At 68.1% G+C, this 20,941-nt stretch carries 16 protein-coding genes; 4 read left to right on the forward strand and 12 right to left on the reverse strand.

All coding sequences use genetic code 11. The features are described 5' to 3' along the window. Positions 1 to 18 precede the first annotated feature (18 nt). The 4 genes from A9513_RS17315 to A9513_RS17330 all read right to left on the reverse strand — a co-directional run bounded on the left by A9513_RS17315 (position 19) and on the right by A9513_RS17330 (position 6,138). Complete coding sequence (locus tag A9513_RS17315) at positions 19 to 1,434, reverse strand: DUF1254 domain-containing protein (protein ID WP_065327696.1); 1,416 nt, start codon at positions 1,432 to 1,434, stop codon at positions 19 to 21. A gap of 2 nt (positions 1,435 to 1,436) precedes the next feature. Beyond that, positions 1,437 to 2,798, reverse strand: coding sequence for a DUF1254 domain-containing protein (locus A9513_RS17320; RefSeq protein ID WP_065327697.1), 1,362 nt, complete (start codon positions 2,796 to 2,798; stop codon positions 1,437 to 1,439). Between the two features lie 137 nt (positions 2,799 to 2,935). Continuing rightward, positions 2,936 to 4,459, reverse strand: coding sequence for a 3-hydroxyacyl-CoA dehydrogenase (locus tag A9513_RS17325; protein ID WP_065327727.1), 1,524 nt, complete (start codon positions 4,457 to 4,459; stop codon positions 2,936 to 2,938). Positions 4,460 to 4,506: 47 nt separating this feature from the next. Continuing rightward, a complete protein-coding gene (locus A9513_RS17330; RefSeq protein ID WP_065327698.1) occupies positions 4,507 to 6,138 on the reverse strand; it encodes an AMP-binding protein in 1,632 nt (543 codons plus the stop codon). 198 nt (positions 6,139 to 6,336) lie between these two features. On the opposite strand from A9513_RS17330, the gene A9513_RS17335 reads away from it, so the two are divergent. After that, the gene (locus A9513_RS17335) at positions 6,337 to 7,122 is read left to right on the forward strand and encodes an IclR family transcriptional regulator (RefSeq protein ID WP_024763684.1); all 786 of its coding nucleotides are present in this window, start codon (positions 6,337 to 6,339) and stop codon (positions 7,120 to 7,122) included. A gap of 211 nt (positions 7,123 to 7,333) precedes the next feature. On the opposite strand, the gene A9513_RS17340 is transcribed toward A9513_RS17335, so the two are convergent. The 6 genes from A9513_RS17340 to A9513_RS17365 all read right to left on the reverse strand — a co-directional run bounded on the left by A9513_RS17340 (position 7,334) and on the right by A9513_RS17365 (position 16,336). Next, the gene (locus A9513_RS17340; protein WP_065327699.1) at positions 7,334 to 8,464 is read right to left on the reverse strand and encodes an acyl-CoA dehydrogenase family protein; all 1,131 of its coding nucleotides are present in this window, start codon (positions 8,462 to 8,464) and stop codon (positions 7,334 to 7,336) included. A 10-nt stretch (positions 8,465 to 8,474) separates the two neighbouring features. Then, entirely contained in the window at positions 8,475 to 9,665 is a 1,191-nt protein-coding gene (locus tag A9513_RS17345) for an acyl-CoA dehydrogenase family protein (protein WP_065327700.1), read from the reverse strand. 9 nt (positions 9,666 to 9,674) lie between these two features. After that, positions 9,675 to 11,768 (reverse strand): 3-hydroxyacyl-CoA dehydrogenase NAD-binding domain-containing protein, encoded by a 2,094-nt coding sequence (locus A9513_RS17350; protein ID WP_065327701.1) that lies wholly within the window; start codon positions 11,766 to 11,768, stop codon positions 9,675 to 9,677. A 456-nt stretch (positions 11,769 to 12,224) separates the two neighbouring features. Beyond that, positions 12,225 to 13,562, reverse strand: coding sequence for a DUF1329 domain-containing protein (locus A9513_RS17355; RefSeq protein ID WP_083196156.1), 1,338 nt, complete (start codon positions 13,560 to 13,562; stop codon positions 12,225 to 12,227). Between the two features lie 11 nt (positions 13,563 to 13,573). Next, complete coding sequence (locus A9513_RS17360; RefSeq protein ID WP_065327702.1) at positions 13,574 to 15,403, reverse strand: DUF1302 domain-containing protein; 1,830 nt, start codon at positions 15,401 to 15,403, stop codon at positions 13,574 to 13,576. Between the two features lie 84 nt (positions 15,404 to 15,487). Then, positions 15,488 to 16,336, reverse strand: coding sequence for an AraC family transcriptional regulator (locus A9513_RS17365; RefSeq protein WP_065327703.1), 849 nt, complete (start codon positions 16,334 to 16,336; stop codon positions 15,488 to 15,490). A 93-nt stretch (positions 16,337 to 16,429) separates the two neighbouring features. On the opposite strand from A9513_RS17365, the gene A9513_RS17370 reads away from it, so the two are divergent. Beyond that, a complete protein-coding gene (locus A9513_RS17370) occupies positions 16,430 to 17,359 on the forward strand; it encodes a LysR family transcriptional regulator (protein WP_255302872.1) in 930 nt (309 codons plus the stop codon). A 33-nt stretch (positions 17,360 to 17,392) separates the two neighbouring features. Here A9513_RS17370 and A9513_RS17375 read toward each other — a convergent pair whose 3' ends face one another. Together A9513_RS17375 and A9513_RS17380 are read right to left on the reverse strand one after the other, a co-directional pair. Further along, positions 17,393 to 17,677 (reverse strand): hypothetical protein, encoded by a 285-nt coding sequence (locus tag A9513_RS17375; protein ID WP_065327705.1) that lies wholly within the window; start codon positions 17,675 to 17,677, stop codon positions 17,393 to 17,395. A 71-nt stretch (positions 17,678 to 17,748) separates the two neighbouring features. Further along, positions 17,749 to 18,675, reverse strand: a complete 927-nt coding sequence (locus tag A9513_RS17380; protein WP_065327706.1) for a LysR family transcriptional regulator — start codon at positions 18,673 to 18,675, stop codon at positions 17,749 to 17,751. A 213-nt stretch (positions 18,676 to 18,888) separates the two neighbouring features. On the opposite strand from A9513_RS17380, the gene A9513_RS17385 reads away from it, so the two are divergent. Further along, the gene (locus tag A9513_RS17385; protein ID WP_065327707.1) at positions 18,889 to 19,839 is read left to right on the forward strand and encodes an alpha/beta fold hydrolase; all 951 of its coding nucleotides are present in this window, start codon (positions 18,889 to 18,891) and stop codon (positions 19,837 to 19,839) included. 73 nt (positions 19,840 to 19,912) lie between these two features. Continuing rightward, positions 19,913 to 20,941, forward strand: a complete 1,029-nt coding sequence (locus A9513_RS17390; RefSeq protein ID WP_065327708.1) for an AraC family transcriptional regulator — start codon at positions 19,913 to 19,915, stop codon at positions 20,939 to 20,941.

Consider the following 20,941-nt stretch of genomic DNA (forward strand, 5'->3'; position numbering starts at 1 on the left):
GGACGCTGGCGGCTTGCGTCATACCCGCTCCACCCCCGGCATCTTCCACTCCCCGCCCACAACGGCCGGCTCCGGCCCGTAGATGCGCAGGATGACGTTGAACGGCCCCTGCCGGGTCGACGGCAACCAGTTCGCCTCCAGGGCATGGCCGGGCGAATCCGCCTGGAGATACAGCGTCACTCCGCCGTCCGCGTCGCGCACGAGGTGATCGCGGCTGCTCAGGCAGTAGCGCTGGATCGGGTTGGCTACCAGTTGCCGGTCCGGCAGGTCGTAGAGGGTGATCGACCAGAACTCCTTCGCCGGCGGCAGCGCGTCGACCGGGAAGTGCAGCCGGTAGCGCTGGCCGCCCACCAGCGGTTGCTGGCTGCTGTCGCTGCGCGTGCCGAAGTAGATCGCCTCTTCCACGCTGTTGCCGTAGATGCCGCTGGCCGCCGCGGCGGCGCGGCTGAGGTAGTCGTTGTGCATCGCCGAGCGGGTGCCGAACAGACCAGCGGAGGAACGCAGCGTCGCCACCTTCGCCTTCAGTTCCGCCACGCCCTGCTGGATGCCGGCGCCCAGCGCCGTGCGCTGCGCGGGCGAGAGGTCGGCTGGATTGAAGGCCAGCCCGGCGCCGATGCCGACCTGGGCAAAGCGCTTGCGCAGTTCGACTTCGCTCGGGTCCACCGGGCAGAAGGCGAGGATCTGGTTCAGGTGCGGGATGAAGCCCGGCCCCAGGTCGCGGGGAAATTCCCACGGCAGCCAGTTCACCGCCGGAGGGGTCGCTGGCGCCGCGCTGCCGGCAAACTCGTGCAGCGGTCGCAGACGGTACTGCTGCTGCAATGCGCGCACGGCCGGCAAGTCGTTGGCATCGCGCAGGCCGGTGCGGCCCAGGACCATGGCGATCTGCGTTTCGCTGCGCAGCACCTGGCGGATGCCGCTGGGCGTCTCGCCTTTCCAGTCCGGCCCGGCGATCAGGTAGTCACCGGCTTCGCGGCCGGTGCTGAGCACGCCCACATAGCCGAAGTTGAAGGTGTACTGGTCCACCAGCTGGTGCACGTAGTAGCGGTCCTCGGCCACCGCCGGCACGCTGAGCACCCAGGGCTCGGCGCGCAGGTCGAGCCAGGCCCAGGAGTAGGGCGTGTCGTTGTTCGGCGTGACGATGTCGCGGTTGTTCGGCGTGAACAGTTCGCTGTAGTGGCGGAACACGCCGAAGCCGCCGACGTACTCCGGCGATTTCGCATCGAGCGCCTGCTTCTGCATCGTCTGGTAGTGCATCAGCATCGGGTAGGCATAGAGCCACGCCTGGCGGACGGTTTCCTGGTCAGTGGATGTCTCGGGCATGGCCGGATCACTCGTCTGGGAAGAGGCCGCGAGCAGCCAGTCGGGAAGCGCCAGGCCGAAGCCGAGCGCACCGCTGGCGCCGATGAGACGGCGGCGGGTCAGGATCGGGTTCATGGCTACTCCTTGCTGGTGATCGCGTTGCTGGTGATGGGCTGGACGGCTGGCGGCAGGTATTCGCCCTTGAGCGCCTTTGCCTGCGGCAGGTACATGCGCAGGATCAGGTTGAACGGCCCCGGCGGCGCCGGCAGCCAGTTGTCGGTGCCGGCCGGCCGGGCATGCTGGATGGTCAGGGTCAGGCCGCCATCGGCGTCCTTCTTCAGGTCGCTGGCGCTGTTGATGGCGTAGCGGTTGAGCGGGTTCGCCGCGAGCATCTGGGTCTTGCCGTCGTAGAGCGTGACGGACCAGAAGGCATCCACCGGCGGCAGCTGGCCAGGGGCGAAGTGCAGGGTGTAGGCGCGGCTGCCGTCCAGTGCCTGCCCGGCAGCGTCGACGCGGGTGAGCGGGTACATCGCCTCGGCCGGGTCGTTGGCGTAGATGTACTTCCAGGCGACCGCCGCGCGTGTCAGGTCGTCGTTGCCGTAGTGGCCGATATTGATCGGCGAATTCTGCCAGCCGTTCACCGGCGCGGCGAAGCGCTCGGTGGCGGCACGGATCTTCTCGCGGCCGTCCTCGGCGCCCTGCTCCACCGCCTGGGCGATGTCTGCCGGTAGCTGCTTGGCGTCGAAGGGCTTGCCGGTGCCTACGCCGATCGGCGCGAACTGTTTCAGCCGCGCCTGTTCTTCCGGCGTCCAGGCGTGCCAGGCCGACAGGCCGTTGAAGTCGATGAAGGCGTTTTCCGCCGGGCCTTCCTTGGTCGGCAGGTATTCCGGCACGTCCATCTTGTGCGGCAGCAGCGTCGGCTTGGTGCTGCGCAGCTTGTAGCCGTCCATCACGGCCTTGGCGGCGTCGAGGTCGGCTTCGCCATCGACCGCGGTGCGGCCGAGCAGGAAGACGATGCGGCTGGGTGAGCGGATCACCTGGCCCTTGAAGTCCTCGGGCGCCTGGCCATCCCAGTCGGGGCCGGCGATCAGGAAACTGCCCGCCGCGCGCCCGGTGGCGCGGGTGCCGATGTAGTCGAGGTTGTTGGTGCGCATGTCGATCAGCTGGAAGCTGTAGTAGCGCTGCGGCACGGCCGGCACGTCGAGGACCACCGGGTGCTCGCGCAGGTCGAGCAGTGCATAGGAGTAGAGCGTGTCGTTGTTCGGCGAGACCACGGTGCGGTCTTCCGGGCCGAGCAGCGCGGTCTTGTTGTACAGGTAATTGACCGGCAGCTTGGCGGCGATGGCCTGCAGGGTCTTGCCGTGCTCGGCGGTGGCGAAGGCGAACAGATAGGCCTGCGAGGCCAGTTCGCGGGCCTCCGGTGGCGTTGGCCCGGCGGCCCAGGCGTGGCCGGCGAGCAGGGGCAGAAGGGCGGCGAGTGCGGGCAGCCATTGGCGCATGACGTGTTCCTCGTTGTTATTGTTCTCGCCCGGCCCCGCCGCGCGCGCCGGCGCCAGGCATCGCCGCAGAGTGCGCCACGCCGAGCCGCCGGCCGTAAGCGCCAGCGGACAGAAAACGATCATCGCTGGCGGTGGAACTACTCCGCCCGATCCGGGCTGTGCAGCGGCAAGTCTAGTTGCACGCGGCGGCGCAGCCAGGGGCTGGGCCGGTAGCGCGCCTCGCCGTAGCAGGCCTGCAGGCCCTGGAGGATGGTGAGGATACGTGCCGCGCCATAGTGTTCGCCGAAGGCCAGCGGGCCGAACGGATAACCCAGCGCCAATTGCACTGCGCGGTCCAGCGTCACCGGCGTGGCGATGCCGCGCTGGGCGATCTCGCAGCCGAGGTTGACGATGCCGGCGATCACCCGCTGGCAGATGAAGCCGGGCGAGTCGTTGATCACTTCCACCGGCACGCCGTCGCTGCCCAGGGCCTGGCGGGCCTGAGCCTCCAGCGCCGGGTCGAGCGCCGGCTGGCGCATCAGCACGCGGCGGCGGTCCAGTTCGGTGAAGGTTTCCAGCGCCAGGCTGCGATCAGGCGGCAGGCCGAGGGCGTCGATGCGGGTGCTGGCATCCACGCCCAGTGGCGTGACCAGGCAGATGGCGCGGGACGACGGCCCCTCGCCGGTCTCCAGCACCACGCCGCCGAGGGTGAGGATCGCGGCGACCCGGTGGCGCAGTTCGGGGTCCTGGCTGTCGAGCCAGTACGGGCGATTGAGCAGTACGCTGTCGTGCTGTTCTTCGGCTTCACGCACGGGCTGGCCGTCGCGGTAGCGATAGAAGCCTTCGCCGCTCTTGCGCCCGAGCAGGCCGCCGGCGACACGTTGCGCGGCCAGCGGCGACGGGGTGTAGCGCGGGTCCTGATAGAACTGCTGGTAGAGCGATTCCATGACTGCGTGGGAGACGTCCAGGCCGGTCAGGTCGAGCAGTTCGAACGGCCCCATGCGGAAGCCCACGCCGTCGCGCAGGATGCGGTCGATCTGCGCCGGGCTGGCGATGCCTTCGCCGAGGATGCGCAACGCTTCGGTGCTGAAGGCGCGGCCGGCGTGATTGACGATGAAGCCGGGGCTGTCCGGCGACACCGCCGGGAAGTGCCCGGCCTGCTCCGCCAGCCGACTCAGGCGGCGCACTACCGACGCGTCGGTGCGCTGGCCGCGCACCACTTCGACGATGCGCATCAGCGTCACCGGGTTGAAGAAATGGAAGCCCGCGACCCGCTCCGGGTGCCGGCAGCGCGCGGCGATGCGGGTGACCGACAGCGACGAGGTGTTGCTGGCGAGCACGGCGTCCGGCGCCAAGCGTTTTTCCAGCTCGGCGAGCAACGCCTGCTTGGCGCCGAGGTCCTCGATGATCGCCTCGATCAGCAGGTCGCAGTCGGCCAGCTCGTCGAGGCTGTGGGTTGGCAACAGGCGCTGCATCGTCGCCGCCAGCGCTTCCGGGCTGAGCTTGCCCTTGGCCACCGCGCGTTCCAGCAGCTCGCGATTGAAGGCCAGCGCCTGCTCCACGGTCTGCGGGTTGCTGTCGTACAGGCGCACCGGCAGGCCGGCGCTGGCGAACAGCTGGGCGATGCCTCGGCCCATGGCGCCGGCGCCGATGACGCCGATACGGTGGAAGGACTCGGTCATGCGGCGGGTCTCGTCGTGCGAACCTGCTTCAACCATAGACGCTGCGCTCACGCGGTGGTCCTTTTCGCCAGCTCCAGGTCGCGCAACTGACGGCGCAGCAACTTGCCGACGCTGGTCTTGGGCAGCTCGTCGAGCACCTCGACGAAGCTCGGCACCTTGTAGCCGGTGAGGTGCTCGCGGCAGTGGGCGATGATCTGCGCCGGCGCCAGCGACTCATCCTTGAGGCTGACGAACAGCTTCACCGACTCGCCCTTGCGTTCGTCCGGCACGCCGATGGCCACGCACTCGCGCACGCCGGGGTGGCGCATCACGGCGTCTTCCACCTCGTTGGGGAACACGTTGAAGCCGGAGACCAGGATCATGTCCTTCTTGCGGTCGACGATCTTCAGCATGCCGTTGGCGTCCAGTTCGGCGATGTCGCCGGTCTTCAGCCAACCGTCCGCGGTCAGCACCTGGGCGCTTTCCTCCAGGCGCTGCCAGTAGCCCTGCATCACCTGCGGGCCACGCAGCCACAGCTCGCCGGGCTGGTCGGGGCCGGTGTCGTTGCCCTCCTCGTCCACGGTGCGCAGCTCGGTATCCACCAGCGCCTGGCCGACGTAGCCCTCGCGATACGGGCTGTGCAGCGTGCCGGTCGAGACCACGGGCGACGCCTCGGTGAGCCCGAAGCCTTCGCGCACCGGAGCGCCGGTGGCGGCCTCCCAGCGCCGGCCCACTTCGCGGTTCAGCGGTGCCCCGCCGGAGGTCACCCACTTCAGGTGGCTGAAGTCGACGGCGGGGAAATCCGGGTGGTTCATCAGGCCGACGAACAGGGTGTTGATCCCGCTCATCAGGGTGAAGGGATAGCGGCGCATGGCGCCGATGATCTCGTCGAGATTGCGGCCGTCGCGGATGAACACCGTGTGCAGGCCCATGCCCACCGAGCTCAGCAGGTTCGTCGAGAACGCCATGATGTGGTACAGCGGCAGCGGCGCGATGCGCACGTCGGTGGCGGGGTCCAGCAGGCCGGGGCGCAGGAACAGTTCCAGGGTCTGCACGACGTTGGCGACCAGGCTGCGGTGGCTGAGCATCGCGCCCTTGGAGACACCCGTGGTGCCGCCGGTGTATTGCAGCAGCGCGAGGCGATCCAGCCCCGGCTCGATGGGCACCGGCGGCGCCTCGGCGCCCAGGCTCATGGCCTGCTGGAAGCGCGTGCAGTCGGCTTCGTCGCTGTCGAGCCGGGGGCTCTCCATGTCGTCGATCGAGGTCAGCAGGATGTGCCGCACCTCGCTGTGCGCCTGCACGCTGCGCAGCAATGGCAGCAGGCGGTCGAGCAGCAATACGGCGTTGGCGCCGGAGTCGGCCAGCTGGTGGCGCAACTCGCTGGCGGTGTATTGCGGGTTGGTGTTCACCAGCACCACGCCAGCCTTCAGCGCGCCGAAGGTGGCGATGGGGTACTGCAGGGAGTTGGGCAGCATCAGCGCCAGGCGGTCGCCGGGTTGCAGGCCGGCGTGGTGGCGCAGGTAGCGGGCGAAGGCGTCGGCCTGGCGGTCCAGTTCGGCGAAGGTGAGATGGCTGTCGCCGCAGGAGAACGCGTGGCGTTCGGGGAACTCGCGGGAGGCGCGTTGCAGCAGGTCGTACAGGTTCTGGTAACCGTGGCGGGCGATCTCGCTGGCCACGTATCCGGTCGCAATGGCAGGCATCGACTTCTCCGTACTTTTTCTCTGAGCTTCGAATTGTTGTTCTGCACAGTGAAACAGCGTGTCGAAATTTATGGTATGCGATAGGCTTGCCTGGCGCAACGAGCAGGCCCGGACCGCTGCGGGGAATGGGGCCGATCTGCTATCGTTCGCCCGCGCCGCGCGCGGCGCTCGTCCACCCGAATACCCCGCCGAGGCCCCATGAGCGACGACGTCGAAGACAGCAGCAACCCCAAGGATCGCAAGTACGTCGAGGCGCTCGCCCGCGGACTGGACGTGCTGCGCGCCTTCACCCACGGCTCGGTGGTGCTCGGCAACCAGGAAATCTCGCGAATCACCGGCCTGCCCAAGGCCACGGTGTCGCGCATGACCTACACCCTGACCCAGCTGGGCTACCTCTGCTACTCGCAGCAGCACGAGAAGTACCAGCTCGATTCAGGCGTGCTGGCGCTGGGTTACGCCTACGTCTCCAACCTGCGCGTGCGCCAGTTGGCCAAGCCGTACATGGACGCCTTCGCCCGCCGCACCAACACCACGGTGGGCCTGACCTGCCGTGACTGGCTGTCGATGATCTACGTGGAAAACTGCCGCCCGCCGGAAGCGACGTCCCTGCGCATGGACGCCGGCGTGCGCCTGCCGCTGGCCACCACCGCCGCCGGCCGCGCCTACCTCGCCGCCACGCCGCAGCAGGAGCGCGAGCATCTGCTGTCGGCGCTGCAGGAGCGCCACGAAGGCGACTGGTCGGTGATGCGGGCCTCGCTCGATGCGTCCTTCGAGGAGTATTACGAGCATGGCTTCTGCCTCTCGCTGGGCGACTGGGACCGCAACGTGCGCGCTGCCGGCGTACCGCTGCGCCTGGCCGACGGCGGGCTGATGGCGCTGACCTGCGGGGCGCCGTCGTTCCAGCTCAGCGAGGAGACGCTGCGCGGGTCGCTGGCCCATGAGCTGGAGATTCTGGCGCGGGATATCGAGAGCCTCGGGGCCTGATTCTCTTCCGTTCAGTTCCTCTGCCATTCCGTCCCCTCACCCCAGCCCTCTCCCCGAGGAGAGGGAGACGTCCGGTGCCGGTGGAAGCAATGGAGCCTGCCGGCGAGCGCCTGACTTTCCGCGTGCTCCGGCCTGTCCCCTCTCCCTTTGGGAGAGGGTTAGGGTGAGGGGTAATCCCCGTGCCGAAGCCGGATCGGATCACCCCATATTCTCACGCCACCTCCATCAACCCCGCATACACCTTCAGGTGATGATCATCGTCACCCAACTGGTGGCTGAGCATCACCAGCCGCTTGGCGTGGTGCGCGAGGACGTATTCCCAGGTCATGCCGATGCCACCGTGCAGCTGGATCGCCTGCTCGGCGACGTAGCGCGCGGCGCGGGTGACGATGAACTTGGCCGCCGCCAGGGTGCGGCTGCGCTCGGCGCTGTCGGGTTGATCGGCCACGCAGGCGGCGAGGATGGCCATGCTGGTGGCCTGTTCCAGCTCGCTGCGCATGTCCACCATGCGGTGCTGCAGCACTTGGAACTTGCCGATGGGGATGCCGAACTGCTTGCGCGTCTTCAGGTAGTCCAGGGTCAGCGCGCAGGCTTCCTGCAGGCTGCCGAGGGCTTCGGCGCATTGCCCGGCGATGGCGCGGCCCTGCTGGTAACGCAGCGCCGCTAGCGCGTCACCCGGCGTGCCGAGGGCTTCGCCGAGGGCGCCATCGAGGAACAGCTCGCAGGCGCGCTGGCCATCCACGGTTGGGTACTCGCGGCGGCTGACGCCGGCCTGCTGCGGGTCGACCAGGAACAGGCCGATGCCCGCCTCGTCCCGCGCATTGCCGGACACCCGCGCCGACACGAGGATCGCCGTGGCGCTCTGCCCGCCGACCACCACCGCCTTGCGGCCGCTCAGTTTCCAGCTATCGTCGGCCTGTTCCGCGCGGGTCTGCACGTCGTGCAGCTGGTAATGGCTTTGCGGCTCTTCCAGCGCGACGGCCAATTGCGCCTCTGCGCTGGCGATGCGCGGCAACCAATGGTCCTTCTGCGCGTCATTGCCCAACTGGGCGATCAGGCCGCCGGCATGCACCACCGATTGCAGGTACGGCTCCAGGCACAGGCCGCGCCCCAGTTCGGTGAGCACCAGCATGCTCCCCACACCGCCGCCGAAGCCGCCGTGGCTTTCCGGCAGCGACACCGAGGTCAGCCCCAGCTCGCCGAGCTGGCGCCAGAACTCGACGCTGTAGCCCCGCTCGCTCCGGCTGAAACCCTCGCGCTTGTCGAACGGATAGGCGTCGCGCACCAGGCGCGCCGCGGTGTCCTGCAGCATCTGCTGCTCTTCGCTCAGTTTGAAGTCCATGCTCGGTGCCTCACAGTTCGAGAATCATCTTGGAGACGATGTTCTTCTGGATTTCGTTGGAGCCGCCGAAGATCGACAGCTTGCGCAGGTTGAAGTACTGGCTGGCGGGCGCGGCCGAATAGTCCGCGTGCAGCGGCTCTGCGCCCAGCTCGAATTCGTCTTCGATGAAGGGCAGCGCGTAGGGGCCGAGCACCTTGCGCAGCAGGTGGCTGATCGCCTGGCGGATCTCGGTGCCCTTCACTTTCAGGATCGAGCTTTCCGCCCCCGGTACGCCGCCTTCGCGGGCGGCGGCGAGGATGCGCAGGGTGCTCATCTCGATGGCCATCAGCTGCATTTCCACCTCCGCCACCTGGGCGCGGAACAGCGGGTCTTCGAGCATCGGCTTGCCGTCGCACAGCTCGCGGCTGGCCACGCGCTTGAGGTGTGCGAGCACCGCCTTGGACGCGCCGATACCGGCGAGCCCGGTGCGCTCGTAGGTGAGCAGGTACTTGGCGCAGGTCCAGCCTTCGTTCTCGCGACCGACGAGGTTTTCCACCGGCACGCGCACGTTGTCGAAGAAGACCTCGTTGACCTCGTGCTCGCCGTCCAGGGTGATGATCGGCCGCACGGTGATGCCCGGTGTCTGCATGTCGATCAGCAGGAAGCTGATGCCGCGCTGCTGCTGCGCCTCCGGGTCGGTGCGCACCAGGCAGAAGATCCAGTCGGCGTGCTGGCCGAGGGTGGTCCAGGTCTTCTGGCCGTTCACCACGTAGTGATCGCCGTCGCGCACCGCGCGGGTCTTCAGCGAGGCGAGGTCGGAGCCGGCGCCCGGTTCGGAGTAGCCCTGGCACCACCAGTCGGTGCCGTCGAGGATGCGCGGCAGGTAGTGCGCCTGCTGCTCGGGCGTGCCGAACCTGATGATCACCGGGGCGACCATGTTGACGCCGAACGGCACGGTGCGCGGTGCGCCGAACGCGGCGCATTCTTCTTCGAAGATGTGCTTCTGCACGGCGTTCCAGCCGGTGCCGCCGTACTCCTCGGGCCAGTGCGTGGCGTACCAGCCCTGCTCGGTCAGCACGCGCTGCCAGCGCTGGTGGTCGCCCTTGTTCAGGTGCTTGCCCAGGCGCACCTTGGTGGCGATGTCCTGGGGCAATTTGGTTTCGAGGAAGGCGCGGACTTCGTCGCGGAAGGCCAGTTCGTCGGGGGTGAAATGGATGTCCATGGCGGGTCCTCAGAGATCGGCGAAGCGGCGGCCTTCGGCCACCAGGCGTTCGAGTAGCGGCGCGGGTTGCCACCAGGCGCCAAGGCGCTGGTGGAACTCGCGGATTCGTTCGAGCACGTGGGCAAGGCCGACGCTGTCGGCATGGAACAGCGGGCCGCCACGCCAGGCGGGGAAGCCGTAGCCGTTGAGGAAGATCACGTCGACGTCGCTGGCGCGCTGGGCGATGCCTTCGTCGAGGATGTTCGCCGCCTCGTTGATCAGCGCGTAGAGGCAGCGCTCGACGATTTCCTCGTCGCTCACCGGCCCACGGCTGATGCCACGGTCGGCCGCGGCCTGCTCCAGCATGGCCGGCAACGCCGGGTTGTCCTGTGGGGGGCGGCCGCCCTCGCCGTACTGGTAGAAGCCGGTGCCGGTCTTCTGCCCGAGCATGCCGGCGGCGATCAGGTGGTCGAGTACGGTGGGCAGGGTCTGGCCGGGTTTCAGGTTCGGTCGCTGGCGCGAGCGGATCGCATGGCTGATGTCCAGGCCGGACAGATCGCGCACCGCCAGCGGCCCCATGGCCATGCCGAAGGTGCGCAGCGCACGGTCCACCTGCGCGGGTGTGGCGCCCTCCTCCAGCAGGAACTCGGCCTGGCGGCCGTACTGGAAGATCATGCGGTTGCCGACGAAGCCGTCGCACACGCCGACCACCACCGAGACCTTCTTCAGGCGCTTGCCCAGCTGCATGGCGGTGGCCAGCACGGCGTCCGACGTCGCCTTGCCGCGTACCACTTCGAGCAGGCGCATGACGTTGGCCGGGCTGAAGAAGTGCAGGCCGACCACGTCCTGCGGCCGCTTGGTGAAGGCGGCGATTTCGTCGAGGTCCAGCGAGGAGGTATTGCTGGCGAGGATCGCGCCGGGTTTGCACACGGTGTCCAGTTGCTCGAAGACCTGGCGCTTCACGTCCAGGCTTTCGAACACGGCTTCGACCACCAGGTCCACGTCACCCAGCGCGGCGTAATCGAGTACGCCACTGATCAGGCCCATGCGCCGCTCCATCTCCTCGGCGCCCAGGCTGCCGCGCGCCACGCTGGCGGCGTACAGGCTGCGGGCGCGGTCGAGGCCGCGTTGCAGGGCTACGTCGTTCACTTCCAGCAGCTGCACCGGGATGCCGGCGTTGGCGAAGCACAGGACGATGCCCACGCCCATGGTGCCGCCGCCGATCACGGCGGCGCGGCGCACCTCGCGCGGCTGGACGTCGGCGCCCAGGCCCTCGACCTTGGCCGCTTCGCGCTCGGCGAAGAAGGCATGGATCTGCGCGGCGCGCTGTGGCGACTCCATGCATTGCTGGAACAGCGCGCGCTCGCGGGCGAGACCTTCGCGCAGCGGTAATTGGGTGGCGGCTTCGACGGCGTCGATGCAGCGCTGCGGGGAAAACTGGCCGGGCAGGCGCTTCTGCACCTCGCCGCGCTTGTGGGCGATCAGCTCGGCGAGGCCGCTTTCCTGCACGCGCTCGTTGCGCTCGCCGGTGCGGCGCGGGCCCTTGCCGTCCGCCAGCAGGCGCTGGGCGAAGACGAGGCCGGCTTCGCTCAGGTCAGCGTCGAACAGTTCGTCGACGACGTTGAATTCGAGGGCTTCCGGCGCGCGGATCGGCGCGCCGCTGACGATCATGTCGAGGGCCTTTTCCACGCCGGCCAGGCGCGGCAGGCGCTGGGTGCCGCCGGCGCCGGGGAGCAGGCCGAGCTTCACTTCCGGCAGGCCGACCTGGGCATCGCGGCGGGCGATGCGGTAATGGCAGGACAGCGCCACTTCCAGGCCGCCGCCCAGGGCTGTGCCGTGGATCACGGCGACGCTGGGCTTGGTCGAGCCTTCGATGACCTCGACCACTTCCGGCAGCGAAGGCGCCTGCGGCGGTTTGCCGAACTCGCGGATATCGGCGCCGGCCATGAAGGTGCGCCCGGAACAGACCAGCACCACCGCGCGCACCTGCGGATCGGCCTCGGCCTGCTGGAAGGCGGCGAGCAGCCCGGCGCGGACGGCGTGTCCGAGGGCGTTCACCGGTGGGTTGTCGACCGTCACCAGGGCGATGTCACCCCGGCGTTCGAGCTGTACCGCTTCTGACATGCTGTGCTCCGTCTTTCTTTTGTTTTACGGAATCATGTTTCGCTGTGCAGAATACGATGCTGATTTTTACTTGTCGATAGGGAGGGAGTCCGGTTCGCTTGTAGGAGCGAGGGCGCCTGGCGCTTGCTCGCGAACTGCCTGTGCCAAGGGTGCCCAGTGAGGTTCGCTTCGGGTTGGTGCTGTAGGAAGGCCAGAAGCGCCCTCACCCCAGCCCTCTCCCCCGGGAGAGGGGGCCGTTCGGCGCTTTGGGGATGTTGCTGAGTCAGCCGGCGAGCGCGGGACTTCCAGCTTGCGCAGGACAGTCCCCTCTCCCCTGGGAGAGGGTTAGGGTGAGGGAATGCACTTGCGCCGGGCAGCCCAGCAGCATCCCGCCGAAAAGCAAAAACGCCCTCTCCGTAATACGGAGAGGGCGCAACCGCCCCGGCTACGCCCAGCCGGGACAAAGGAGCGGAATTCTTACTTCGCCCAGCGCCTCAGGTCGGACGGCGTGTAGTCGCTCATCTTCGCCGTCTGCCCGGTCTTCAGCCCGCTGTTCTCCTCGTTCATCAGGCCATTGACGAAGTAGCGCCCGCTGATCAGGTCGAAGGCTCCCGCCAGCGCCTCGTAGGTGAACTGCTGGTCGTAGTACGGCATGGCATGGGACTGGTAGTTGCGCCACAGCTCGCCACGGCTGTCGTAGAACTCGCCGAGGACGATGTTCCAGCTGTCCTCGTCGAGGTAATAGCGGCGCTTGCTGTAGATGTGCCGCGCGCCGGGCTTGAGGGTGGCTTCGACGACCCACACACGGTGTTTCTCGAAGCGCGCCAGGTCCGGGTTGAGGTGGTTGGTCTTGAGGATGTCGGCGTACTTCACCGAGCGGTCGTACAGGCGGAAGCTGTTGTAGGGCACGAACAGTTCCTGCTTGCCCACCAGCTTCCAGTCGTAGCGATCCGGTGCGCCGTTGAAGCCGTCGAGGCTGTCGGCGGTGATCATGCCGTCGCTGTAGCGCGCGCTGTTGTCGTAGGCGATCAGCGGGGCGCGACGCACGCGGCGCTGGCCGGGAATGTACTGCCAGGCGGCGCGCGGTTCGGCGACCTGGTCCATCGGCTCGTGGGACAGCACGGCTTCGCCGGACAACCGCGCCGGTTCCAGCACGCGGGTCTTGAACAGGTAGAGGATGTTGGCGTCGGCCGGCAGGTCGGAAATCGTCTGGGCGTAGTTCATCTCGGTCTGCGAGCGCACCAGGCTGTAGACGCCGTTCTCCTTCACGTTGGCCGAGCTGAAGGTGCGCTCGATGCTGCCGCCGCGGTAGCGGGTGATGTGGTTCCAGATCGCCTCGACGCCCTCCCTGGGCAGCGGGAACGGGACGCCCCGGTGGTAATTCAGCACGCCGTTGCCGCCATCGGCGAGCTTGCTCTGCTCGGCGTTCCTGCGGGTTTCGGCGTTGATCTCGTCAGGCAGCCGGGCGCTGCGGTGGCTCGGGTAGACGTTGATCCTGTAGGTGTTGGGGTAGCGCTTGAGCATCGCCTGCTCGCCGGGGCTGAGCCACTGGCTGTACTGCGCGGCGTTGGCCGGAGTGATGGTGAACAGCGGCTTCTCGGCAGCGTAGGGGTTGGCGTAGCCGCCCTTGGCGTCGACCTGCCCGGCGTTGGGCGCCAGGCCGCCGTCCCAGGCGGGGATGCTGCCGTCGGCGTTGGCGGCCTTCTCGGCGCCCACCGGGGTGAGTTTGCCGCCCAGGTCGGCAACGGTGTCGGCGTGGGCGCCAACGGCCAGGCCCATGGCCAGCGCCAGGGCGGTGATTCGCATGAGTTGCATCGGCAGGTTCCTCAGAAGTCGACCTTGGCGCTGACGCTGTAGAAGTCGCGGTCGTCGAGCGTGCTGTACTGGTTGTTGCCGAAGAAGGCGTTGTAGCCGAACTCCAGGCTGTAATCGTTGAGGTAGTTGAAGGCCAGGGAGAGGCCGGCCGCCATCTGCCCTTCCTGGAACGGGCCGCCCGGATCGTAGGAGTAGCCCTCCACGTCATGGCGGAAGTTCAGGCTGGGCAGCATGTTCACGCCCGGCAGCACATCGCTGTATTCCAGGCCGGCGCGCAGGCGATAGCCCCAGGACCAGGGCGTGGTGAAGCCGTCGTCGGTGCAGTAGCGGTTGGTCACGCCGGTGCTCGGCGCGTTGCAGGCGGCGCCGTCCAGGCGCGCGCTGCGGCCGAAGGCGGCGTTGCGCCCCAGGCGTTCGTCGCCCAGGTCGCCGACATGCACCACGCCGGCCTCGCCCAGCAGGGTCAGGCGCGTGGCGCCGAGCACGTTGTCGATGATCTGGGTGGCCGAGGCCGTCATCTGCCACACCGGCTTGCGCACCCAGCCGTCCAGGCTCTGGCCGGTGGTGGTGGCGCTGGCCGGAATACCTTCGATGGCCGAACTGCCGGATGGCCCGGTGATCATCGCCACGTTCATGTCCGGGCCGTTCATGGCCACCGGCATGTTCGGCCGATAGCTCAGTTCCGCGCCCAGCGAGGTGCCCCAGCCGGGCAGCGCGCCGTTGATGCTCAGGCCATAGAGATGGATGTTCTCCGGGAACGCAGCGGCGTACACCGGGCCCTGCACGCGGCCGATGGGGAAGTTGCCGGGCTTGCTGGCGTCGCGTGCGGTCAGTTCCAGGTACGGCAGGCGGGCGTGGTAGTTGACGTAGTAGAAGGCTGCCTCGGCGTCGTTCAGTGAGCTGATCAGCGTGCGCAGCGCGACACCCCACTGGCCCTGGTCGGAAGGGTCCTGGTCGTCGCCGTGGGCGGCGTACAGGCCGGCGGCCTGCATCTGCGCGTCGGTCTGCGTCTGGCTCAGGTACAGCGGCCCGCAGCCGGGCTGGATGGCGTCGCTGGTGGCGAAGAAGGTGCCGCAACCGTCCAGCACGCTGGGTCGCCAGTTGTACTGGTAGAAGCCTTCTAGGTTGACCTTGTCGGTCAGGCCGAGGTTGAACGAGAGCATCTCCACCGGCAGCTGGCCTTCCTTGATGTCCACGCCGGGCTTGTTGAAGGCGCTGTAGTCCAGCGGGTTGATCACGTTGATGCCGTTCTGGATCAGGATCGCCTCGCCCCAGGACAGCACCTGCTTGCCGAGCTTGAGGTTCAGCGGATGCTCGTCGACGTCGAAGTCCTTCCACACGTAGGCATCGAGGGTATCGAAGCCGTGGTAGCGCGCCAGGGTCGGCCAGCCGCTGTCGTCGAAGTCCTTGAAGCGCCCGTCGCCGGTTTCGTAGGCGTTGTCGTACCAGTACTTGAAGCGGATGAACGCGCCCTGCCCCTGGCCATCCAGGCTGAAGTCGGTGAGGCCCTTGAACATCTGCGAGATCGGGTCGCCCTTCTTGAAGTTCAGGCGGTTGTCGTCGGCGCTGACGCTGGTGCCGTCGGCGTTATTGATGTGCTGCGCCTGCACCGCGTTGGCGTGGGTCATCAGGTGCCGGTCCGGGGCCTGCGCCGACCAGCTGGCGCCCAGGCTCAGGGTGGTCTTGGTGGACAGGCTCCAGTCGTCGTTCAGCTCGAAGGTGGTGGCCTGCGCGTGGCTGGCGCCGGTCACCGCGAGGCTCAGCAGGAGAGGTTGGGCAAAGCTGCGTGGGCGCCGCCCCCGGCAGACGGGGGGAACGGCGGCCGGATGGATTCTTGTCATTATGGGCTCCGGGTATGAGGTACCGCGGGAGCACCATGACGGCGGCGGCCCTTTCCGCCACAAGCCGGGAGCGACAAATTTCGATCATGCGCCGATCGACTGGCCCAGACGGAACTGCTTGGGCGTGATGCCGAAGCGCTTGCGGAAGGCGCGGATGAAGTTGCCGCTCTGGCGGTAGCCGATGCGTTCGGCGATGCGTTCGATGGGCTGGTCGGACGAACGCAGCCAAATGCGCGCCAGGCTCAGGCCATCGCCCTCCCCGGTCTGCGCGGTGCCGCACCATTGGCGGCGCAGGCTCTGGTAGAGGAACTCGTTGGCGCCCGGCAGCGGCGTGTCCAGCAGCGCAGTGGGCAGTTGCAGGAATGGCGTCGGCGTGACCTGCCACGGCACATTCCAGAGCGTCAGCATTTCCTCGCAGCGCTGCCGCGGGCCGATCCCCACGGCGTTGAACACGCCCTGTGGCGAGCGGCCGATCCGCCGCGAGATATTGCGGATCAAGGTGAGCACGGCGGCGTCGAGGCCGAAGTGGTGCAGGTTCTGGGTGACCGGATCGAGGACCAGGCGAGTGTTCTCGCCATCGAACTCCAACCGTGCGTCCACGCAATTGGTCACCGACGGCACGTGCTCGCAGAACGCGCGCAGGCTGGTGCCCAGGTCCGGCGCGGAATCCAGCAGGATATTCAGCCCCTGCAGGCAATGGGTCGCCATGCCGTTGACCAGCTCGCAGCCGAAGTGCGGATTGCCGCTGGCGCGCTCGCACTCGCGCCACAGCTGTTCCACCTGCAGCGCTGGAATGCGCCCGCGGTGATCCTCCAGCAGCGCCTCGGCGATGCCGGCGCGCAGACGCAGGTCGACGGCGCTGAGCCCGAGGCGGGCGGCGTGCAGCAGGATGGTGCTGGCGAAGGCACTGGAAGCGAAGAGCAGGGGCGACATGGCGGGTTACCGGTTCAGCGACCGGTTTACTAGATCAGCTCGCTCTGTTATCCATCAAATTCATTCGACTCAACACTTTGATGCGCAGGATGCATGATGGAACTCCGACAGCTTCGCCACCTGGCCGCCCTCGCCGACTTCCAGAACTTCCAGCGCGCCGCCGATGCCATCGGCCTCAGCCAGTCGGCGCTGAGCCGCAGCATCCAGACCCTGGAGCGTGATCTCGACTGCGAGCTGGTGGACCGCCAGAGTCGCGACTTCCGCCTCACCGGCCAGGGTCAGCTGGTGCTGCAGCACGCCCGTCGCCTGCTCAGTGGCACCCGTTCGCTGCGCAACGAACTGGAGCAGTACAACGGCCTCAATGCCGGCGAACTGCGCTTCGGCTGCGGTCCCTACCCCGCCCAGTTGCTGGTGCCGGAGGCGATGGCGGATTTCATCCGCGCACACCCGGCCATCGATGTCGGCTTCCTGATGGGCGACTGGGAGCAGATGGCCCAGTTGCTCAAGGAAGAGCAGGTGGAATTCTTCATCGGCGATGCGCGCAATTTCGCCGGCGACCCCGACTACCAGGTGCGCTGGATGGACCTGCGCCCGGGGCGCTTCTTCTGCCGGCCGGGGCACCCGCTGACCGGGCAGGGCACGCTGCGCCTGGCCGCCCTGCTCGATTACCCGCGCGTCGGTACGCGTATCCCGCCGCCGCTGCGCAAGGTGTTGGCCGAGGTGCTCGGCGAGCGTGACTTCCACATGAACGTCGAGTGCGCGCAGTTCGCCGCGATCCTGCATATCGTCGCGCGTTCCGATGCGGTGGGCCTCGCCGCGGTGGAGGCCCTGCACGATCCGGTGCAGCGCGGCGAGGTGGCGATCCTGCAGATCGTCGACGTGCCCCAGGACCGCCCCGAGCTGCGCCTGCACTACGGCATCGTCAGCCGCGCGGGCTACGGCTTGTCGCCGGCGGCGCAGGCGATGATCGAGGCGATCTTCGCGGCCGATCGGCGCTTGCCGCGCGGAAGTCATGCGGGTTGATGGGGCGCAGCGGCGCCGGCCTCTGCTGAAACCTCAGGGATGTTGCGTGCTGCCGGCCACCAGCAGGTCGCCATGCTGCTCGCAGAAACACTCGTCATGCCAGCCGTAATGTGGATCGTGGCAGATCGAATGCTTCACCGGGCCGGTCAACTCGCCCAGTGGAACGCGGAGGCTGTCGCGCAATGCGGCGTAGATCGAACCGGGCTGCGGCCAGTCGGTGCGCACCGGCCCTTCGCCCAATTGGTTGCCGGCACTCAGCTCCGCGCGAAGGATCGCGTCGAGTTCGGGGCACAGGCTGGCGGTAGGGATTCGCTTCATGGGGTTCCCGCTGTCGATGGCATCCGTTGGCCACAAGCTTAGCCACCGGTCGCATGCCTGGGAACGCTCGCCTAGCGCTCCAGGGCGATGCGTTGCCGTGGCGGTTTCCGCAGGCCGGCGAACGCCTGCTGGATACCGGTCAGGGCCCGCTGCATCGCGTGCTCGAAGCGGTAGCGGCTTTCCACATAGAGACACAACTCCAGGCACAGCGGCTGCTCCAGCGGCAGCGGGCTCTGCTGCAGCCCCAACAGCTCGGCGACGCGGCTGGGCAGGGTCAGGCCGAAGGGCTGGCGGTCGGCGATCAGGCGTGCGGCCAGTGCGCTCTGCACGCTCACCGCGATGCTCCGGCGCTGGCCACGCAGGCCCAGCTCCAGGTCCACCGGCGCAAGCCCATCGCGGCGCTGCGACACCTGGATCTGCGGTACCCGCAGGTATTCCTCCAGCGTACGCGGCGCCTGCTGCAAGGCCGCGCCATGGGCGAACACATAGTGGTCGCTGAGCAGAGGCAGCTTGCGCAGGCCGCTCTGCTGGGAAATCGGCTGGTCGACGTCGATCAGCAGGTCGAGTTTGCCGGTGGCCAACTCGTGCAACGCTTCGCGGCGGCGGCTCTGGTAGTAGCGCACCTGCCAGTGCTGCTCCGGCTGCTCGCACAGCGCATCGAGCAGCAGCGGCTGGAAAGTGTCCGGGCAGCTCAGGCGCAGGCTGCGCGTGGGCGTCGTGGCCAGTGCTGCGGGTGTGTGGTGCAGGGCGTCACGCAGGCTGTCGAGGGCGTCGCGGACGTGCCCGGAGAGCCGGTGCGCCACCAGCGTCGGCGCCACGCCCAGGTGCGTCTTGACGAACAGCGGGTCCGCGCAGAGCAGGCGCAGGCGGCGCAGCGCGTTGCTCATCGCCGGCTGGGTGAGGCTCATCACCTCGGCGGCGCGGGTGATGCTGCGCTGGTGGTAGATGGCGTCGAAGGCCAGCAGCAGGTTGAGGTCCAGTTGGCGTAGGTCGAGCATGGCGGGTACCGCGTTGGGCGCGAAAGCGAGCGGTGGATGCTAGTGAGCGCCCTGCCCCGCGCCGCCAGCGCTACAGGACAATTTCCGATCATCCGTGTGCTGCGCCGATGAACGCGGTGCCGGCATTCGGCTGATGAATGCGCTTCGGCGATGTGCGCGGGACTTGGCATAGTGGTTCTCCCTGTGTCATCACCTTTCGCGGGAGCCCCGGCCATGAACGAGTTTGATCACCAGCTGCTGGCGGTCAACGGCATCCAGCTCAGCCTCTACAGCTGCGGCCCGCCGAGTGGCAAGCCGGTCTGGCTGCTGCACGGCTTCCCCGAGTGCTGGCATTCCTGGCAGCACCAGATGCACGCGCTCGCTGCCGCCGGCTACCGCGTGTTCGTGCCGGAGATGCGCGGCTACGGCCAGACTAGCGCGCCCGACGCGGTGGATGCCTATGACGTGCTGACCCTGTGCGCGGATATCCAGGGAGCGATGGATGCCCTGGGCCACGAGCGCGTAGCGATGGTCGGCCACGACTGGGGCGCCCCGGTGGCCTGGCACCTGGCGCTGCTGGAGCCGCAGCGCGTCGAGGTGCTGGCCACGCTGTCGGTTCCCTTCGCCGGCCGCGCCAAGCGCCCCGCCGTGGAGATCATGCGCGAGGTGTTCGCCGGCAAATTCTTCTACATCCTCTACTTCCAGCAGCCGGGGTGCGCCGAGGCCGAGCTGGACGCGGACGTCGCCATCAGCCTGCGGCACTTCCTCGGTGACAACGTGCGCCTGGCGCCCGACCAGTCCCCCGATGGCCGCCTGTTCGACGGCCTGCCGACCCCGCCGCAGCACCCGAGCTGGTGCAGCGCCGAGGACTTCCAGTACTACGTGCGAACCTTCCAGGGCCGCGGCTTCCACGGCGCGTTGAACTGGTACCGCAACTTCGAGCGCAGCTGGCAGCGCACCGAGTCGCTGGTCGGGCGCCAGGTACAGCAGCCGACGCTGTTCCTGATCGGCGACCGCGACCCGGTCGGGCGCTTCGAGGCGTACACCCTGCAGCGCATGCCCGAGCATGTGCCGAACCTCGAGCAGCATGTGCTGGGGGACTGCGGGCACTGGATCCAGAACCAGCAGCCGCAAAAGGTGAATGCCTACCTGCTGGACTTCTTTACGCGCCATTACCCGGCCTGAATTCGTTGGCGCTTGTGGGCATCGGGCGCAATGCGTAAGGTCGGTCGCGCCGCCATCCCGAGCTGCCGAGCCCATGAGCCCCCGTCCCGCCGACCTGTCCAACGCCTTCTACGCGCCGACCCTGCTGCCGGCCATCGAGGAGCTGTTGGCGCGCGGTGTGCCGGGCGATGAGCTGGAAGCGAGCTTCCGCCGCACGCTGCTGGAGCTGCGCACGCCGCTGGTGCGGGTGCCGCTGTTCCTCTCGCGGCGCTTCTGGGACCAGGCCGAAGCGGCCAGCGGCGAATCGGCCATCGGCCTGCTGGCGGGCAAGCGCTTCGCCTCGACCCTGACCAACGGCCTGACCTACCTGTTCGACGTGGCGCCGACCCTGGAGTCGGCCTGCGCCTACTTCTGCGAGTACTTCCCGTATTTCAACGGTTCGTTGCGCGCCGAGTTGCGCGAGGACCGCGGGCAGATCGCCCTGGTACTCAGCGAACAGGGTGCGCTGCTGTCGGGGCGGCAGAGCAGCGAATACACCGTGGTGGGTATCTGCAGCCTGTTGCGGCGCAAGCTGTCGGCCAGCGGCATTCCACTCGATCCCCTGCTGGCCATCGACTTGCCCGGCGTCGAACCGGCCAGTCCGCATGTCTACCAGCAGGCGCTGCGCGTGCCTCTGCGCTGGCGCTCGGAGGCGGTGGTGCTGCACCTGTGGCCGGAGCTGTACCGCCGCCCTCTGTCGCCGCCCAACGCCGAGCTGGAGGCCACCCTGGTCGGCCTGCTCGACCAGGCGCGCAGCCAGACCCAGCGTACCCTGCTGGACGAGGCCGCCGACTACATTGCCCGCGAACTGCCCCAGGGCGCGAGCTTCCAGGCATTCTGCGAGCTCCGCCATCTGACCGAGCGCACCGCCGCGCGGCGATTGCTCAGCCACGGCTGGCGCTACAGCGAACTGCTGGACGAGCAACGGCGCTTCCGCGCGCTGGACTTGCTGGAGGATCCGCAGCTGTCTCTGGCACAGATCACCGACCAACTCGGCTACGGTGACTTGCAGAGCTTTTCCCGCGCCTTCAGCCGTTGGTACGGCACCAGCCCCGGTGCCTGGCGCGACGGCCTGCCCCGCTGA

The organism is Pseudomonas sp. AU12215, assembly GCF_001675465.2.
GTDB lineage: Bacteria > Pseudomonadota > Gammaproteobacteria > Pseudomonadales > Pseudomonadaceae > Pseudomonas > Pseudomonas nitroreducens.